This window comes from Streptomyces hokutonensis (assembly GCF_000376565.1).
Lineage (GTDB): Bacteria > Actinomycetota > Actinomycetes > Streptomycetales > Streptomycetaceae > Streptomyces > Streptomyces hokutonensis.
On sequence record NZ_BARG01000100.1, the window covers coordinates 1 to 14,772 of the forward strand.

Consider the following 14,772-nt stretch of genomic DNA (forward strand, 5'->3'; position numbering starts at 1 on the left):
CAGGCCCGCGCCGCCCAGGGCCACGGCGACGCGGTGGATCTTCTCGCTGATGATCAGGGCGTACGCGCCGACGAACACGGCGATCGCCGCCCAGCTGTGCCAGTCGTTCACGATCCTCCGCGGGGTTGTGCAAGGGGTTCGGCGGTTGAGCCACTGATGGGCTGCGGGGCGGTGCCCCGGCTGTCCGCACCGTCCGGGCAGGGGTCCTCGCGGGCCGCAATACCGGCGAGGTCGTCGACGTCGAAGGCGCGGGCGATCGGTACGTCCGTGGAGCTGTGGGCGATGATCGAGAAGGCGATGCAGACCGCGATCAGCGTGAACGCCTCCTCGGCCTGCGGGATGCCGGACTGCAGCACCAGCAGGCCGTAGACCACCGACGCGAAGCCCTTCGGGCCGAACCAGGCCGCCACCAGCCTCTCCTTGCAGGAGATACGGGTGCCGACCAGCGAGATCAACAGCGACGCCGGGCGAATGAGAACGATCGCCAGGATCACCGCCGCGTAGCCGCCCAGGGACAGATCACCGAACAACTGCGGGGTCAGCAGCGCACCGAAGACCAGCAGCGCCGCGAACTTGGCGAGTTCCGCCAGTGCTTCGCCGAGCGGCTCGAAGGACGCCTTCGCCTCCGGGGATGTGTGCGCCAGCACTGCGCCCGCGGAGAACGCGGCCAGGTAGGGGTTGGCGTGGGTGAGGTGGCAGGCCGCGTACAGGATGATGCCGGTAGCCAGCGGCAACAAGGGCTGCAGCTTGGGCTCGGCGCCCAGCAGCCTGAAACGGACGAGGCCGTTGACGATCAGCGGCAGGACGATACCGAACGCGAGGCCGAGGAACAGCTCCAGAGCGATGGTGGAGCCGGAGGCTTCCGCGCTCTTCACGGTCGGGCCTACGGCGGCGACCAGGACGAGTACGACCGGCAGGGCGAGCCCGTCGTTGATGCCGCTTTCCACGTTCAGCAACTGCCGCAGCTTGGCGGGGACTTCCCTCCGTCCCACGATCGCCGAGGCGAACACCGGGTCCGTGGGCGCCAGCACCGCGCCCACCAGGAACGACGTCGTCCAGTCCAGGCCCACCAGATAGTGCGTGATCAGTGCCATGAAGACGAACGCGAGCGGCATGCCCAGGCCCAGGGCACGCGCGGGGTTCTTCCAGTGGGCGCGCAGCGTGGGCAGCGAGACGTGCATGCCGTCGGTGAACAGCACCGCGAACAGCGCCAGATCGGCCGTCACGGACACGATCTCGCTGTCCGGCGTGATGTGGATCAGCCCGAGGAACCCGTCGCTGACCAGAGCTCCGCCGACGAGGAAGAGGAAGGAAGTGGAGAGCACCGTCCGCGCCGCCAGGCCCGACAACAGCACCGCCACCAGCAGTGCGGCCCCGAACACCACCACGAGCACCATGGCTTACGCCCCCGATCGGAAGAGAGAGTGATCCCCTACTCGCCGACCAGGCTTCCCGGCACACCGCAGAGAACCTTACAGGTTCTTGACGCTTCTTTAACAGTTTGTTGGTGCGCACCGTCGGGGCGGGAATGCTGCCGGGTTCCGGCAACCGCAGAGCACCGCCTCTTCCCGGCCGGGGAACTCGATCAGCCCAGCCAGGAGCCTCCCGCACGGCGGCCGGGGCAACCTCTGCCTAGGGTGGCGGTCAGGTGCGCCGGGAAGCCTGGTCGGCAAGAGGCCGCCCCCTGCCCTGGAGCCCCGGATGCCAGACTCCTCTCCCGCCCGCGGGCCCCACGAGCACCACCGGCTGCCGGGAATGGTCAGCCGCATACGGCATCCATTCCGCCGCAGCGCCGGCAGTACGTCTCCGGACGCCGACCACGTCGTCGTCCGGCTCTCCGGCGAAATCACCTCCAAGAACGCCCAGGACATCGGCGTGAGCCTGCGGGAGTTCCTCCGGGCGCCGCCCCGTGTCCTGGAGGTCGACTTCGACCGGGTGACCTACCTCAGTGCCGACGGCGGCGGGGCCTTCTTCATGGCGCTCCTCGCGGCACGGCCGCACGGCACCCAGGTGATCGTCACCCACGCCAGTGCCCAGGCACGCACCACCCTCACCCAGCTGGGCCTGCTCCGCGCCCTCGACATCTACGACGGCGACGGTCCGGACCACGCCTGACACCGCCGGTCAGGGCGTGGCGGCCAGCAGCCGTTCCAGCAGATGCGAGGCCGTGATCACACCGAGAAGCCGGCCACCGGCCCCGTCTTTCTCCACGACCGCCACCAGGGGGCTGCGCACCCGTGCCATCTGCGCGGCCACCTCCAGCGCGGTGTCGTCCGGGGCGGCGACCGGCGGCGCGGGCACGGTCTTCGACAGGCAGTCGCGCACCTTGCGGCCCTTCAGCGCCTGGCACAACCGGTCGGCGTGACGTTCGTCGACCACGGCGGCGAGCGTCGGGTCCTCGATCACGTACACCGGCACCAGGATCTTGACCATCTGCGAGGCGGGCAGAATCGCCTTGGGCGCACCCCGCTCGTCCACCACCAGCAGCGCCGGCAGCCGGTGTTCGGCCATCAGCCGCGCGGCGTCCATCGCATCGCTGTCGAGACCGACCGTCTCGTACTCCACCGCCAAGTCACGCGCACGCACGCCCGGCTCCCGTCTCACTCTCGAAGTCCCGGCGGCCACCGTTAAGCGGATGATGCGGATGCGCTGCCGGGACGCTCTCCGCACGATACAGCTGGCCTTCCCAGCGGCCTACGACGCGGTGCGAAGGCCGGTCGGGGTGCGCTGGCCGCGGACCGTGGCACGATGCGAAGGTGACTCGGTCCCGGGCAGAAAACGACTGCCTCGACAGCGGTGACCGGCCCGGATCCCGCAGGGCCTGCTGGTGCCCGGCTGCATACGCTCCTGGGCGGGGTGAGGGGTCGCCGTGAGCGGCACACGAAGTCACGGGCTGGATGAACACCCCACTGTACTGGCCGAGTTGGCCGCCGGGCGCGTCGAGTACCGCTTCGACCGGCGCGGGCCGGACACCGTCGTGGTCTTCTACGGCGGGCACATGCGCGCGGGGCTCTCGCTGGGCGAAGAAGTGTTCGCCGAAGCCGGATGCTCGGTGCTCGTGCCGTCCCGCCCGGGATACGGCCGTACACCGGTCGCGACCGGAGGATCGGCCGGCGCTTTCGCCGACGTCACCGCCTCGCTCTGCGCCCACCTGGGGATCACCGAAGTCGCCGCCGTGGTCGGCGTATCGGGCGGCGGACCCACCGCTGTGGCGATGGCGGCACGCCACCCGGCCCTGGTGTTGAGGCTGATCCTGCAGAGCGCCGTCGGACCGCTGCCCTGGCCCGACCGCCGGACTCGTCTCGGCGCCCGGATCGTTTTCGCACCGCGCACGGAGCGCGTTTCCTGGGCGCTCATTCACTCCCTCGTGCGGTATGCGCCCGGCGCCGGCCTGCGGATGCTGCTGCGTGACCTCACACTCCTGCCCGTACGGGATGTGATGGCGGGTCTTCGGCCGGAGGACCGGGCGAGGCTGATCTCCCTGTTCTCGCGGATGCGGTCAGGGCGGGGGTTCACGCGCGATCTCAAGGAGCTTGCGGCTACCGGAGACTTGGCGGGTCATGCGGGCCGGGTCTCCCAGCCCGCTCTGGTGATCGCCACCCGCCAGGACGCCGCGGTGCGGTTCGCCCACGCCCAGGCACTCGCCAGCGCCCTCTCCGCCGAGCTGCTCGAAAGCCGGGCCGACAGCCACCTCATCTGGTTCGGCCGGGACTGGCCCCTGATCGCCGAACAGATCCACGCTTTCCTCACGGACGGTCCGTCAAGGACCTCGCAGCAGCACTGAGGGCGCCTTTGTGCTGGGCGTCAGGTTCGACTAGCAGGTGACGGGGCCGGTGGCTCGGGTGATCGCCGCTTCGACGGCGCGACGCTGTCGACCAGGAGACCGAGGGCGGCAACGGCGCGGACGGGCGGATGGCCGCGCCCGCTGTCCCGTTGCCGGACACCTGCTGGTGTCCGGCAACGGAACCATCCGTCGTGCTCGCCTTGACCCATCCTGCACGTCAGGTGTGCGCCCGCGCATTGCCGGTTCCCGGCAGTGTTCACTAGGGTCTGGATGCCGGTCGCCGCTAAGGAACCGTCATCGGCGCGTCAGGAAACCGAGGGGTGACGTGAAGGGGTACGAGATACCTGAGCAGTATCTGGACGGCTATGCCCAACTCCTGGCGGACGTCTCCGCCACCGGCCGCCGCCTCACCCGCTTCGAGATCGAGTCCCGACGTGCCCTCGGCGAACAGGCCGCCGACGCCGGATACGGACTGCGCACCCTCGTCAATGCCCATCTGGCCGCCACCCGCGCCGCCTGGCCCGACACCCCCGGCTCCGCCGACAGCGCCCTGGCCGCGATGCAGCAGGTCGTCGACGCCTTCGCCGAAGGCTACGAACGCGCCCAGCGCCTGGCCGTACGACAGGAAGAAGCTGCCCGCCGGGAGTTCATCGACGACCTCCTCTACGGTCGCAGTGACCTGGGCTATCTCGCCCAGCGCGCCGAACGCTTCGGCCTGCGCCTCTCCCACACGCATGCTGTCGCCGTGGCGCAGGGGCCGACGGCGTACGACGAGAGCGCCTCGGTACCACGACAGGTCGAGCGCTCCCTCATCGCCCGCTTCGGCGACCGGAGCGTCCTGCTCACCACCAAGGACGGCCGGATGCTGTGTATCGCACCCGGCGACCAGGACGAAGTCCTCACCCACTTCGCCAAGCAGGCGTATGCCGCCACCGACGGCGGACGCGTCGCAATCGGCCGCGCCCAGCCCGGCACGGGCGGGGTCGTCCAGTCATACGAGGAGGCTCTCAACACCCTCGACCTGGCCGAGCGCCTGGAACTCGACGATCCGGTCCTGCGCGCCGCCGACCTGCTCGTCTACCCCGTCCTCACCCGCGACCGCCAGGCCATGGCCGACCTCGTCCTCGACACCCTCGGCCCCCTCACCAAGGCACGCGGCGGCGTACAGCCCCTCCTGGAGACTCTCACCGCGTACTTCGCGTGCGGCTGCGTCGCCGCCGAAGCCGCACGCCGCCTCTCACTGAGCGTGCGCGCCCTGACGTACCGTCTGGAGCGCATCTACCAGCTCACCGGCGCCAATCCCGGCGACCCGGCCCACCGCTACATGCTCCAGACCGCCGTCATCGGTGCCCGGCTGCTGGACTGGCCCACCAAGGAAGTGTGAGCGGCCCGCTTAGTGGTAGTTGAGGTCAGGGCTCGCTGGTTCAGTGAAGCTGGTCGCAGTCGGCCGTCGTCTGCCCCTCCTCGACCGGCAGGAGCACACTGTCATCCGGTCTCGGCCTTGCAGCAGACCGTGCAGGTGATGCGCCGTGCGCGATCCGGGAGAGTGGCAAGGCCCATGCCGCGGACTCGGTGTATGAGTTCCGGCCGCGTCTGAACATGATCGGTGCACAGGGCCGCTCCGCATCGGCAGCAGAGGGCGACCGCTGGGGTGACCGTGAGGTCTTCGGAGTGGCAGTCGTAGCAATTCATGGCATGGGTCCGTTCTGCTCGGGTGCTGGGACGGAGGTGCGGTCGGAGACGGTGAGGCGGGGTCGGGGCTGGTCTGCGGAGCTGGGGCTGACCGGTGTCGGCCGGTCGGGGCTGAAGTAGCGCTGGGCGACGGCGGTGGGCAGGACGGCGGTGAGGACGACCACGGTGACCAGGACGGAGAACTGGGCCTTGGTGACGATTCCGGCCGTGTAGCCGTAGGTCGCGGAGATGGTGCCGAAGGTCAGCCCGGTGCTCATCAGCAGCGTGGTGAACGCGGCGTGCGGGTGGGCGTGGCGGCGGGCCAGTGGGTGCACGGCCGCCGACTTGAGGACGAGTTTCGCGCCCAGGAGTGCGCCGAGCAGGCCGAGGTTGGCGATGACCAGGGGCAGGGAGACGTTCATCCCGGAGCGCAGGAAGAAGAACGGGGTCAGCAGGGCGAACGCGACGACTCGGAAGCGCTGTTGGGTGGCGCGGTGGCGGGCGAAGGTGCGGGAGAGGGCCAGGCCGAGGAGGAAGGCGGGCAGAACGGCCTGGCTGTTGGCCTTCTGCGCCAGCCACATCAGGACCAGCAGGGCGGCGAACGCGCCTTTGATCTCGGGTTCGATGACGCGGTTGCCGTACTGGGCGAAGAACCAGCGTTCCAGACGCGGCATCACCAGGATCAGCAGGATGGAGGCGGCGGCGAAGGGCAGCAGCCACCCGGTGGGCCGGATGAACAGGACGCTGAGTGCGAGGACGGTGATCAGGTCGGTGACGAAGGTGGCGCTCATGATGAGTTTGCCGAGCGCGGTGGCGTTCAGGCCGCTCTCCACCAGGACCGCGTAGACGACGGCGAGGGAAGTGGTGGACAGGGCGGTGCCGCCGATCTCGGCGGCCTTCCAGGTCCAGTCGAAGCCGTAGCGGCACAGCAGCAGGACGCCGGTGAACGGGGCGACGAAGGAGAAGGTGCCGATCAGCAGGCTCGCCTTCCAGGTGGCCCGGAACTCGTCCGGGTCGACCTCGGCGCCGGCCAGGAAGGTCAGCACGACGCTGCCGAAGGAGGCGAGGAAGACCAGCCACTGGGGTGCGGTCAGGTGGAGGGCGTTGCCGACGGTGACGCCCAGGAAGATCTCGATGACGGCCACCGACAAGCCGAGTCTGACCGAGAGCATGCTCGCGGCGAGGGCGGTGACGGCAAGGACGGCGGCAACGTAGTAGGCGGACTCCACGCGGTACCTCCGCAGGGTGTGAGCAGTTCCTGACGTGTGTGGTCAGGAACCATCAACCCCGGGAGGGTGGTTGGAGCCGCTGCGGCAGCGGCTCGGGCGGGATCCATCGCCTCATTCCGAGTGAACCGCCACCCGGCGTCCGGGTCAAGTGCTCAGCTGGACGGCTGTCTCCGTGGCAGGGCGCGTGGTGACGCGTCTTCCGGCTCGCGTCGGCCGGGAGCAGACTCGGTCGTATGTTCCGCCGGATCGTGGTGGCCTACGACGACTCGCCCGGTGCGCGCCGGGCGCTGGAGCGGGCGGTCGAGCTGGCGCGTCTGTCCGGAGGTGAGCTGATCGCCGTGGCGGTGGAGGCGCACCTGCCGCACTACGGGGCGACCGTCGGGGAGGTCACCGAGGAGCAGGAAGTCGAGGAGCGGGCCTGCCACCGCTGGCTGGCCGCCGCCGAGGCGTACGTCGCCGAACGCGATGTCGCCTTCGAAGGCGAGACCCGGGCCGGGCACCCGGCGCAGGAGCTGGTGCGTGCAGCCGAGCAACACCGGGCGGATCTGATCGTGGTCGGGCACAGCGGGCACTCCTCGGTCTGGGGCCGCTTGCTGGGCTCCACGGCGGAGAAGACCAGTGGGCACGCCCCCTGCTCGGTGCTGATCGTGCGCTGATGGTCCCGGACGTCTGCCCCGTCCGGCACATGGCGGGCGGTGGTGGGCTGGCCTGGAATGGCGGAAGGCGCACACTGGAAGGGCACACCCCTGGTGGGAGTGCCGGTGATGGGGCTCACCGCAACCGCGGAAGCATCCGCTGACGGTCCCTGGTCCAGCCGTGCTGACCAGGAGGAACCATGCCCGCATCGCCGCCCGGCAGTGGCACCGCCTTGCGGCGACGTGCCGTCCGCCTCGTCACACGGCTGCGCCCTCCTCCCGCCCCGCCCCCTCTGCCGCGCCAAGTGCAGGTGCAGGTGCTGCTCGCGGTGTTGGAGGAGGCTGTGACCGCCCAGCAGCGAGCCGACGCGGCGGTGGCCTCCTGCGGAGAACCCGGCCCCGTCGCCGGGCAGGTTGCCCGCGACTGCTGCGACGCGAGCTCGGCCTTCCTCCACCTGCGGGCCCGGCTGCGGAAGCTGCCGCTCACCGACCCCGACCTCGCGCAGGCGCGGGCGTACGCGGGGCGGCTGCTGGACTACGACCAGTGGATGGTCCACCAGTCGGTGAACCTGGCCTTCACCGTGCACCCCGACGCCCGCACCGAGGCGGCCCGGCTGCAGCTGAACGGCCTGGGCCGGCCGGCGGACGATCTGCGGCGGCTGCGCGACACCCTCAAGGCGCAGGAGGACGCGCCATGAGGACAGGCGATCTAGCCCGCCGCCCGTGCCCCGGCCTGGTGGATGTCGACCCGGTCGAGCACCGCCACCGCCTGGGTGTGCTCCAGCACGTCCTGCACGCCGAGCAGGAAGCACCGCAGGCGGTCCTCCTCGTCAACGAGCACGACCGCGCACGGGCCCTTCGCGGCCAGATGGGCAGGGCGTTCACGGCAGATCCGGCGCTGGGCGCCGAAGCCGGTGAAGCCGTGGAAGACGCTCGCCCCGGCCAGGCCCTCGCGATGGGCCCGGTGCACGAGTTCGGCGTAGGCGGGCCGGTGGTGCCACAGCACCGCCCCGTCGAGGTGGATGGTCACACGGACGGCGCCGTCGGTATCAGGCATCGCCCACCTCCTCGTGCGCGCTGTTCCGACCGTACTGCCGCGCAGGCAGGGCGAACAGAGCCCGCACCAGGCCGGGTTGACCAGGCCGGCCCCCGAGTGCAGGACCTCGATCAGGCAAGGAGGCCGTCGTGGAGTTCGACGTGATCGTGGAGATCCCCCAGGGGTCCCGCAACAAATACGAGATGGACCACGAGCTGCACCGCATCCGGCTGGACCGGCTGCTGTTCACCTCGACCAGGTACCCCGCCGACTACGGCTACATCGAGCACACCCTCGGCGGTGACGGGGACCCGCTGGATGCCCTGATCCTGGTAGGGGAACCGACGTTCCCCGGCTGCCTCATCGAATGCCGGGCCGTCGGCATGTTCGTGATGAAGGACGAGCACGGCCCGGACGAGAAGGTGCTGTGCGTGCCCGCCCACGACCCGCGCTGGGCAGGCGTGCAGGACATCGGCGACGTCTCCCACTTCGACCAGTTGGAGTTCACCCACTTCTTCGAGGTCTACAAGGACCTGGAACCCGGCAAGTCCGTCGAGGGCTCCCACTGGGAGGGACGAGAGCAGGCGTACGCGGAGATCGAGGCGTCCCGCAGGCGGGCCGCGGACGCCTCGGCCGGGAAGTCCTCGTGAGCGTGCCGGGCACGCTGGTCCTGCTGCGGCACGGACAGAGCACCGCCAACGCTCAGGGCCGCTTCACCGGCTGGGGCGACGTCCCGCTGACGGCCCACGGGGAGAAGCAGGCCGCCGCCGCGGCGCAGCTTCTGGCCGAGGACGGGCTGGTGCCCGATGTCGTACACACCTCGGTGCTGCGGCGCTCGATCCGCACCGCGGACATCCTGCTGGAGGAGATGGACCGCTCCTGGATCCCGGTCCACCGCACCTGGCGGCTCAACGAGCGCCAGTACGGGGCACTCACCGGCCGCGCCAAACGCGAGGTCCGCCGCGAGGCCGGTGCCGCGCAGTACCAGGCGTGGCGCCGCTCGCTCACCGCCACTCCGGGCCCGCTGGACGGCGACGCACTTGCCTGTCTGCGCGCGGATCCCCGCTACGCCGCCCTGCGCGGCGGCGGGCTGCCGGCCGTGGAGAGCCTGGCCGACATGATCGCCCGGGTCGCCCCCTACTGGGCGGACATCCTCGCCGGACAGCTGCACAGCGGGCGTCGCGTGCTGGTGGTCGCCCACGGCAATGCGCTGCGCGTCCTGATCGCGGTCCTGGACCGGCTCACCGAGCAGGAGGTCGAGGACCTGAACATCCCGACCGGGACACCGCTGCGCTACGACTTCGACTGCGAGCTGCGACCCGTCGTACGCGGAGGGGGCTATCTGGACCCCAAGAGTGCCCGAGTGGCCGCGGCGGCCGTCGCCGCCGAAGGCGAGGCTTGAACCGGCAGACCACGAAAGCGAACCGCCATCCTCTCCGACCGGACGACGAAGGAACCCAGCATGTCCCTGCACATCGCTCACCTGCACGCCGTGGAGATCCTCGACTCCCGCGCCCGCCCCACCCTCGCCGTGACCCTCACCACCGCGGACGGCACCCGCGTGCGCGCCGGGGTCCCCTCCGGCGCGTCCACCGGCACCCGCGAGGCCGTAGAACTCCGAGACGGTGACAAGGACCGCTACAACGGGCAGGGCGTGCTGACGGCCGTCGGCCACGTCAACGGCGAGATCGCCCAAGCCCTCACCGGCCGCACCTTCACGACCGCCGTCGAGATCGACCGCGCGCTGATCGAACTGGACGGTACCGACACCAAGTCCCGGCTCGGCGCCAATGCCATCATCGGGGTCTCCCTCGCCGCCTGCCGCGCCGAGGCCGCGCTCGCCGGACGGGAGTTGTGGCAGCACCTCGCCCAGCTCGCCGGTACCACCCCCCGTCTGCCAGTGCCGCACTTCAACGTGGTCAACGGCGGCGTCCACGCCGCGAACAGCCTGGACTTCCAGGAGTTCATGCTCGCCCCGCTCGGCGCCCCGAGCCTGCCGGAGGCGGTCCGCGCCGGGGCCGAGGTCTACGCGAAGCTCAAGGCCCGTCTCTCCGCCGAAGGGCACGCCACCGGGCTGGGCGACGAGGGCGGCTTCGCCCCCGCCATCGACCGCCCCGAGGACGTTCTGCAGCTCCTCGTCGAGGCCATCACCGACGCCGGATACACCCCCGGCCGCGACGGCATCGCCATCGCCCTGGACCCGGCCGCCAGCGAGTTCCGCAGCGCGGCTGACGGGCTCTACCGGGTCGCGGGCGACGCTCTGAGCAGTGACCAGCTCATCGACCGCTACGAGGCGATCACCGACCGCTTCCCGGTCTGGTCGATCGAGGACGGGCTGGCCGAGGACGACTGGGACGGCTGGGTCCGCCTGACCGAACGCCTCGGCGACCGCGTGCAGTTGATGGGCGACGACATCTTCGTCACCAACCCGGCCATCATCACCGAGGCAATCAGCAAGAAGATCGGCAACTCCGCCCTGATCAAGGTCAACCAGATCGGCACGGTCACCGAGACCCTGGAGGCGATGCGGATCTGCCGCGAGGCCGGCTACACGCAGATGGTCTCCCACCGCTCCGGCGAGACCGAGGACTCCTTCATCGCCGACCTCGTCGTCGGCACCGGCAGCGGCCAGCTCAAGTCCGGCGCACCGGCCCGCGGTGAACGCGTCGCCAAGTACAACCGGCTCATCGAGATCGCCGCGGCCGAGCCCGCCCTGCCGTACGGGCTGAACCGCTGACGGGCCTCTGGGGTAAAACCGTGGCATCGAGCGGTGGTTCAGGAAGCCCGCCATCTTGACCACCGCTCCGCGGAGTTGTTCACTCGCTTGTGGCGATGGATCCCGCCGGGACCGTTCTGGTCCGAACCGCCTGCCCGGGGCTGATGGTTCCTGACCTGGTCAGGAACGCATGCCTTCCCGGAGGTACGCAAGTGGAACCGTCGTACAGGACCTCACGCCCCGTACTCAGCTGTCGACGTGCCCCCGCCCCTCGCGATCTCCCACCGCATGTGTCTCCGACACTCCTTGGACGGGCTGGGCCGCGCCCCATGGCGGGCTCCCGCGGTTCCAGCCTCCAGCCCTTTGACGCGGGTCCCGCCGGGCGATCACCCGCGCGCCCGGTTCCGGCAAAGGGCACGGTTGGGGGCGCGCCGCCCCACGGGTGGCGCGCCCCCCACTCAAAGCGTTCCGGGGATCAGCGCCGGGTAGCCGGCGTGACGGCCAGCAGCACCAGAGCAAGGACCTGGACGGCGACCACGACCGTGATCAGCACGGGGATCGAGTAGCCGTACAGACCGCCCGTCAAGGCCCCACCGGCCAGGCTCGCCGCGCCGACGACGCCGGCGAACAGGCCGTAGGCGGTCGCCCGCCGGACGAAGTCCGCCAGCAGGCTGACCGTGCCGAACCACACCACGAACCTCCAAGGCCCCATCTCGGCCGGCCGTTGACCAGACGCCCTGGTCACGTCCACAGTGCGTCGGCGAACGCAACGCCGACGAACACCGCGCCCAGCCCGGCGACCACGCTCGCGACCACGTTGGCGGCGGCGAAGAACCGCGCCCCGTCCTCGGCCAGCCGCAGCGTCTCGTACGAGAACGTCGAGTACGTCGTCAGCGCCCCGCACAGCCCCGTGCCCAGCAAAAGCTGCAGCTGGGAGGAGGCGGCACCGGCCACCACCGCACCGCTCAGCAGGCCCAGCACGAAGCAGCCCACGACGTTCACCGTGAAGGTGCCCCACGGAAAGACCGTGTCGTGCCGCTTCTGCACGGCCCGGTCCGTCAGATACCGCAGCGGGGCACCTACCGCACCGCCGACGACGACCAGCAGCCAGTTCACCCGTCGCTCCCCCTGCCGACGTACCGAATGACCTCGCATTCGTCGAGAATCACCAGTCCCTCGGCGACGAGTTCGTCCAGCTGCGGCAGAAAAGCGCGCACCAGATCCTCGGTGTCCACGATCACGATCGCCACCGGCAGGTCCTCGCTCAGCGACAGCAGCCGCGAGGTGTGGATCAGCGACGACGCACCGAAGCCCTCGATGCCCCGGAAGACAGAGGCACCCGCCAGCCCGGCCCGGTGCGCGCGGTGCACGATCTCCGAGTACAGCGGCTTGTGATGCCAGGTGTCGTTCTCCCCGATGAACACCGTCAACCGCAGAGCCCTGCCCGTCAGCCTCGTCATCCCTGCCTCCATGCCAGAACACGGCGCGTCGCCGTCACCGCGAGCCAAACGGCGGCGAGCGCCGCCAGCAACGTCACCGCGAGATACGCCAGCCCCGTCCGGGCATGGCCACCGTCCACGAGCTTCTGGATGTCGACGGCGTACGTCGAGAAGGTCGTAAAGCCGCCCAGCACACCGGTGCCGAAGAACGGCCGCACCAGCCGGTGCGCCGCCCACACATCCGTGATCACCACCATGAAGACACCGATCACCGCACAGCCGACGGCGTTGATCCACAGAGTGGTCCACGGGAACGCCCCAACGGAGGCCGGCCACAGGAGCGAGGCCCCGTACCGGGCCGAAGCCCCGATGGATCCGCCGAGCGCCACCACCGCCACAACCGGTCCCTGCGCCCGCCACGACTGCTGCCGCTGCGCGGGCACGCTCAGATCGACATCGGGATCCGTGGGCTCGTCCACCGCCTGGGGCTTCGGGGCTGTCATGAACGTACGTCTCCTACTCGCCGGGGCCCGCGCACACGCGGGCACACACCATCGCAAGTAGGGACTGTTGGCGGCGCCGGTGCCGCGGTTCGGGTACGGCGAGCCCCACCGCCGCGCCGCGATCACAGACCACGGCCGGAAGCCAGACTAACGCGGGTGCCTGCTGCGGCGCGTTGGCGTCCACGTTCCGGACCTGTCGCGGTATCTCGATACGTAGCCAAGACAACCCGCTGAGCAGGGATGACGTCCGCCGCCCTGGTCTCAGCTCCGGTCTCATACGCCCGCGTCCAGCACCGTACGAAACCCCCACCAGCACCCGCTCCACCCCAGGTCAGAACACCCCGTCCCCCACCGACCCCCCGGACGAAGACTTGGAAAGCGTGTTGGGGGCAACCCCTCACGAGTTCGAATCTCGTATTCTCCGCCAGTGCCTCACCGGGCACGATGTCGATGGGCCCCGCTGTTAGGAGTTCCATCTCTGACTGCGCAGGGTGCGGATGTTCGTGCAACGCGTCACCGATGGTGCGAGCGGAACAACGCCGTACGTGTCAACGAACAGCCCCGGCTGTCGAGGCGGGGGATGCCAGCTCCGCCTTTCCGGCGCGCCCGAGGCGGACGGACAGCACGTCGACGGCCCTCAGTGCGGGCCCGGCCAGGGCGAAGCCGAGGCCCATCACCAGGATGCCGACGGCCGCGTCCATCAGGTAGTGGTTGGCCGTGCCCAGCACGATCAGGGTGGTCGCAACCGGGTAGATCACGCCGAGTGTGCGTACTGGCCAGTGCCGCCCGTAGCGGAAGAGCAGGATTCCGCACCACAGCGACCAGCCGACGTGCAGACTGGGCATGGCCGCGTACTGGTTGGTGAGATGGCCCATGCCGCGCGGTGCGCTCGCATCGCTGCCCCACCAGCCGAAGGAGCTGTACAGCGCCATGGTGTCGATGAAGCCGTGACCGCCTGTCAGCAGTCTCGGCGGGGCGGTGGGCAGCACAGTGAAGCCGACCAGGCCGATCAAGGTGGAGATCGTCAGCCAGGTACGGGCCCTGCGGTAGTGCACGGGGTGGCGGCGCCACAGCCAGACCAGGGTGGCGGGAGTGACGACGTAGTGCAGCGAGGCGTACGCGAAGTCGGCGGGCACGCCCAGGAAGGCATGGTTCGCAAAAAGCCTGTTGAACCAGCGTTCGGGGTCCAGGTGTACCAGTTGCTCGTCGTGCAGGATGTCGGCGCCGTGGCTCACGGCGTCGCTCACTGCTCCCCTGACCAGCAGACGCGCCCCGGAATAAAGGGTGTAGACGACGGCTATGAGCGGCAGTTCCGACCACCAGCGAAGGCGCCCGCGGTAAGCCGCGGCACGGAGTGCGGTGGTGTTGATCGTCATGCGGGCGTGTCTCCTGATTCCCCGAAGGCAGCGGGGCGGCGGCCATGGCGTGGGGCGCACCGTCGCCGCTTCACCAGCAGGGACATGGGCACCGAACACGTAGCTGTCAGAACATGTTGATTGCCGAATATATCGGCAACCGAAGAGAACGGGCGCTGGTACACCGCCCGTTCGCCTTCGTTCGCCCTTCGTTTCGCTCTCCGCTCCCCCGTGCACCACCGTCTGCACACGGCAGGCTCACAGATCCGGCGCGGGAGGGTCGTCGCCCTCGGCATGGGCCACGTCCCGCGACTCGGGCCCGGCACACCGACCCTGGCCGAGAGGGTCGAGGATGACGCACCGGACGGAACAGCCGCTCGCACCGTGCTGCGGGAGCGGGAAGC

18 protein-coding genes and 2 riboswitches are annotated in these 14,772 nt (G+C 70.1%); of the genes, 8 read left to right on the plus strand and 10 right to left on the minus strand.

Annotated elements, in window-relative coordinates; translation table 11 throughout:
- Positions 1-107 precede the first annotated feature (107 nt).
- Entirely contained in the window at positions 108-1,397 is a 1,290-nt protein-coding gene (locus tag SSP08S_RS48750; RefSeq protein ID WP_019074950.1) for a cation:proton antiporter, read from the minus strand.
- Positions 1,398-1,701: 304 nt separating this feature from the next.
- On the opposite strand from SSP08S_RS48750, the gene SSP08S_RS48755 reads away from it, so the two are divergent.
- The gene (locus tag SSP08S_RS48755) at positions 1,702-2,115 is read left to right on the plus strand and encodes an STAS domain-containing protein (protein ID WP_245608114.1); all 414 of its coding nucleotides are present in this window, start codon (positions 1,702-1,704) and stop codon (positions 2,113-2,115) included.
- A gap of 9 nt (positions 2,116-2,124) precedes the next feature.
- On the opposite strand, the gene SSP08S_RS48760 is transcribed toward SSP08S_RS48755, so the two are convergent.
- Positions 2,125-2,586 carry a CBS domain-containing protein gene (locus SSP08S_RS48760; RefSeq protein WP_019074952.1) on the minus strand — a complete coding sequence of 154 codons (462 nt, stop codon included), beginning with the start codon at positions 2,584-2,586 and terminating at the stop codon, positions 2,125-2,127.
- 283 nt (positions 2,587-2,869) lie between these two features.
- Here SSP08S_RS48760 and SSP08S_RS48765 point away from each other — a divergent pair, with 283 nt between their 5' ends.
- Both SSP08S_RS48765 and SSP08S_RS48770 read left to right on the plus strand, forming a co-directional pair.
- Positions 2,870-3,784 carry an alpha/beta fold hydrolase gene (locus tag SSP08S_RS48765; protein WP_026179471.1) on the plus strand — a complete coding sequence of 305 codons (915 nt, stop codon included), beginning with the start codon at positions 2,870-2,872 and terminating at the stop codon, positions 3,782-3,784.
- 325 nt (positions 3,785-4,109) lie between these two features.
- Positions 4,110-5,168 carry a PucR family transcriptional regulator gene (locus SSP08S_RS48770; RefSeq protein ID WP_019074954.1) on the plus strand — a complete coding sequence of 353 codons (1,059 nt, stop codon included), beginning with the start codon at positions 4,110-4,112 and terminating at the stop codon, positions 5,166-5,168.
- A gap of 101 nt (positions 5,169-5,269) precedes the next feature.
- Here SSP08S_RS48770 and SSP08S_RS60305 read toward each other — a convergent pair whose 3' ends face one another.
- Positions 5,270-5,476, minus strand: a complete 207-nt coding sequence (locus SSP08S_RS60305) for a DUF2180 family protein (RefSeq protein ID WP_078532806.1) — start codon at positions 5,474-5,476, stop codon at positions 5,270-5,272.
- Positions 5,473-6,684, minus strand: coding sequence for a cation:proton antiporter (locus tag SSP08S_RS48775; RefSeq protein WP_019074955.1), 1,212 nt, complete (start codon positions 6,682-6,684; stop codon positions 5,473-5,475). The genes SSP08S_RS60305 and SSP08S_RS48775 overlap by 4 nt, the downstream gene beginning before the upstream one ends.
- Before the next feature lie 36 nt (positions 6,685-6,720).
- A riboswitch (Fluoride riboswitch) is annotated at positions 6,721-6,804 on the minus strand.
- A gap of 113 nt (positions 6,805-6,917) precedes the next feature.
- On the opposite strand from SSP08S_RS48775, the gene SSP08S_RS48780 reads away from it, so the two are divergent.
- Both SSP08S_RS48780 and SSP08S_RS48785 read left to right on the plus strand, forming a co-directional pair.
- Entirely contained in the window at positions 6,918-7,340 is a 423-nt protein-coding gene (locus SSP08S_RS48780; protein WP_019074956.1) for a universal stress protein, read from the plus strand.
- 179 nt (positions 7,341-7,519) lie between these two features.
- Positions 7,520-8,017 (plus strand): hypothetical protein, encoded by a 498-nt coding sequence (locus SSP08S_RS48785; protein ID WP_026179472.1) that lies wholly within the window; start codon positions 7,520-7,522, stop codon positions 8,015-8,017.
- A gap of 11 nt (positions 8,018-8,028) precedes the next feature.
- On the opposite strand, the gene SSP08S_RS48790 is transcribed toward SSP08S_RS48785, so the two are convergent.
- On the minus strand, positions 8,029-8,376 hold the full coding sequence (locus SSP08S_RS48790) for a DUF190 domain-containing protein (protein ID WP_019074958.1): 348 nt from the start codon (positions 8,374-8,376) through the stop codon (positions 8,029-8,031).
- Between the two features lie 128 nt (positions 8,377-8,504).
- Here SSP08S_RS48790 and SSP08S_RS48795 point away from each other — a divergent pair, with 128 nt between their 5' ends.
- Genes SSP08S_RS48795 through eno form a run of 3 tightly spaced genes read left to right on the plus strand, consistent with a single transcriptional unit; the run spans position 8,505 to position 11,092 of the window.
- Complete coding sequence (locus tag SSP08S_RS48795; protein WP_019074959.1) at positions 8,505-9,005, plus strand: inorganic diphosphatase; 501 nt, start codon at positions 8,505-8,507, stop codon at positions 9,003-9,005.
- A complete protein-coding gene (locus SSP08S_RS48800) occupies positions 9,002-9,757 on the plus strand; it encodes a 2,3-bisphosphoglycerate-dependent phosphoglycerate mutase (protein WP_019074960.1) in 756 nt (251 codons plus the stop codon). Before SSP08S_RS48795 ends, SSP08S_RS48800 begins: the two co-directional genes overlap by 4 nt.
- Positions 9,758-9,817: 60 nt before the next feature.
- Entirely contained in the window at positions 9,818-11,092 is a 1,275-nt protein-coding gene (gene eno / locus SSP08S_RS48805) for a phosphopyruvate hydratase (protein WP_019074961.1), read from the plus strand.
- Between the two features lie 82 nt (positions 11,093-11,174).
- Positions 11,175-11,252, plus strand: a riboswitch (Fluoride riboswitch).
- Positions 11,253-11,546: 294 nt separating this feature from the next.
- Here the strand turns inward: eno and SSP08S_RS48810 are convergent.
- The 5 genes from SSP08S_RS48810 to SSP08S_RS48830 all read right to left on the minus strand — a co-directional run bounded on the left by SSP08S_RS48810 (position 11,547) and on the right by SSP08S_RS48830 (position 14,389).
- Positions 11,547-11,816 carry a hypothetical protein gene (locus SSP08S_RS48810; protein WP_158697326.1) on the minus strand — a complete coding sequence of 90 codons (270 nt, stop codon included), beginning with the start codon at positions 11,814-11,816 and terminating at the stop codon, positions 11,547-11,549.
- Positions 11,813-12,187, minus strand: coding sequence for a fluoride efflux transporter CrcB (gene crcB / locus SSP08S_RS48815; RefSeq protein WP_019074963.1), 375 nt, complete (start codon positions 12,185-12,187; stop codon positions 11,813-11,815). The genes SSP08S_RS48810 and crcB (SSP08S_RS48815) overlap by 4 nt, the downstream gene beginning before the upstream one ends.
- On the minus strand, positions 12,184-12,531 hold the full coding sequence (locus tag SSP08S_RS48820) for a DUF190 domain-containing protein (RefSeq protein ID WP_019074964.1): 348 nt from the start codon (positions 12,529-12,531) through the stop codon (positions 12,184-12,186). Before SSP08S_RS48820 ends, crcB (SSP08S_RS48815) begins: the two co-directional genes overlap by 4 nt.
- Positions 12,528-13,013, minus strand: coding sequence for a fluoride efflux transporter CrcB (crcB, locus tag SSP08S_RS48825; RefSeq protein ID WP_019074965.1), 486 nt, complete (start codon positions 13,011-13,013; stop codon positions 12,528-12,530). Before crcB (SSP08S_RS48825) ends, SSP08S_RS48820 begins: the two co-directional genes overlap by 4 nt.
- Before the next feature lie 548 nt (positions 13,014-13,561).
- On the minus strand, positions 13,562-14,389 hold the full coding sequence (locus tag SSP08S_RS48830) for a phosphatase PAP2 family protein (protein WP_019074966.1): 828 nt from the start codon (positions 14,387-14,389) through the stop codon (positions 13,562-13,564).
- Positions 14,390-14,772: the final 383 nt, after the last annotated feature.

Bases quoted from the DNA above. Each gene is read 5' to 3' on its own strand.
- SSP08S_RS48750 (WP_019074950.1), bottom strand. From the start codon at position 1,397: ATGGTGCTCGTGGTGGTGTTCGGGGCCGCACTGCTGGTGGCGGTGCTG.
- SSP08S_RS48755 (WP_245608114.1), top strand. From the start codon at position 1,702: ATGCCAGACTCCTCTCCCGCCCGCGGGCCCCACGAGCACCACCGGCTG.
- SSP08S_RS60305 (WP_078532806.1), bottom strand. From the start codon at position 5,476: ATGAATTGCTACGACTGCCACTCCGAAGACCTCACGGTCACCCCAGCG.
- SSP08S_RS48780 (WP_019074956.1), top strand. From the start codon at position 6,918: ATGTTCCGCCGGATCGTGGTGGCCTACGACGACTCGCCCGGTGCGCGC.
- SSP08S_RS48785 (WP_026179472.1), top strand. From the start codon at position 7,520: ATGCCCGCATCGCCGCCCGGCAGTGGCACCGCCTTGCGGCGACGTGCC.
- SSP08S_RS48790 (WP_019074958.1), bottom strand. From the start codon at position 8,376: ATGCCTGATACCGACGGCGCCGTCCGTGTGACCATCCACCTCGACGGG.
- eno (WP_019074961.1), top strand. From the start codon at position 9,818: ATGTCCCTGCACATCGCTCACCTGCACGCCGTGGAGATCCTCGACTCC.
- SSP08S_RS48820 (WP_019074964.1), bottom strand. From the start codon at position 12,531: ATGACGAGGCTGACGGGCAGGGCTCTGCGGTTGACGGTGTTCATCGGG.
- crcB (WP_019074965.1), bottom strand. From the start codon at position 13,013: ATGACAGCCCCGAAGCCCCAGGCGGTGGACGAGCCCACGGATCCCGAT.
- SSP08S_RS48830 (WP_019074966.1), bottom strand. From the start codon at position 14,389: ATGACGATCAACACCACCGCACTCCGTGCCGCGGCTTACCGCGGGCGC.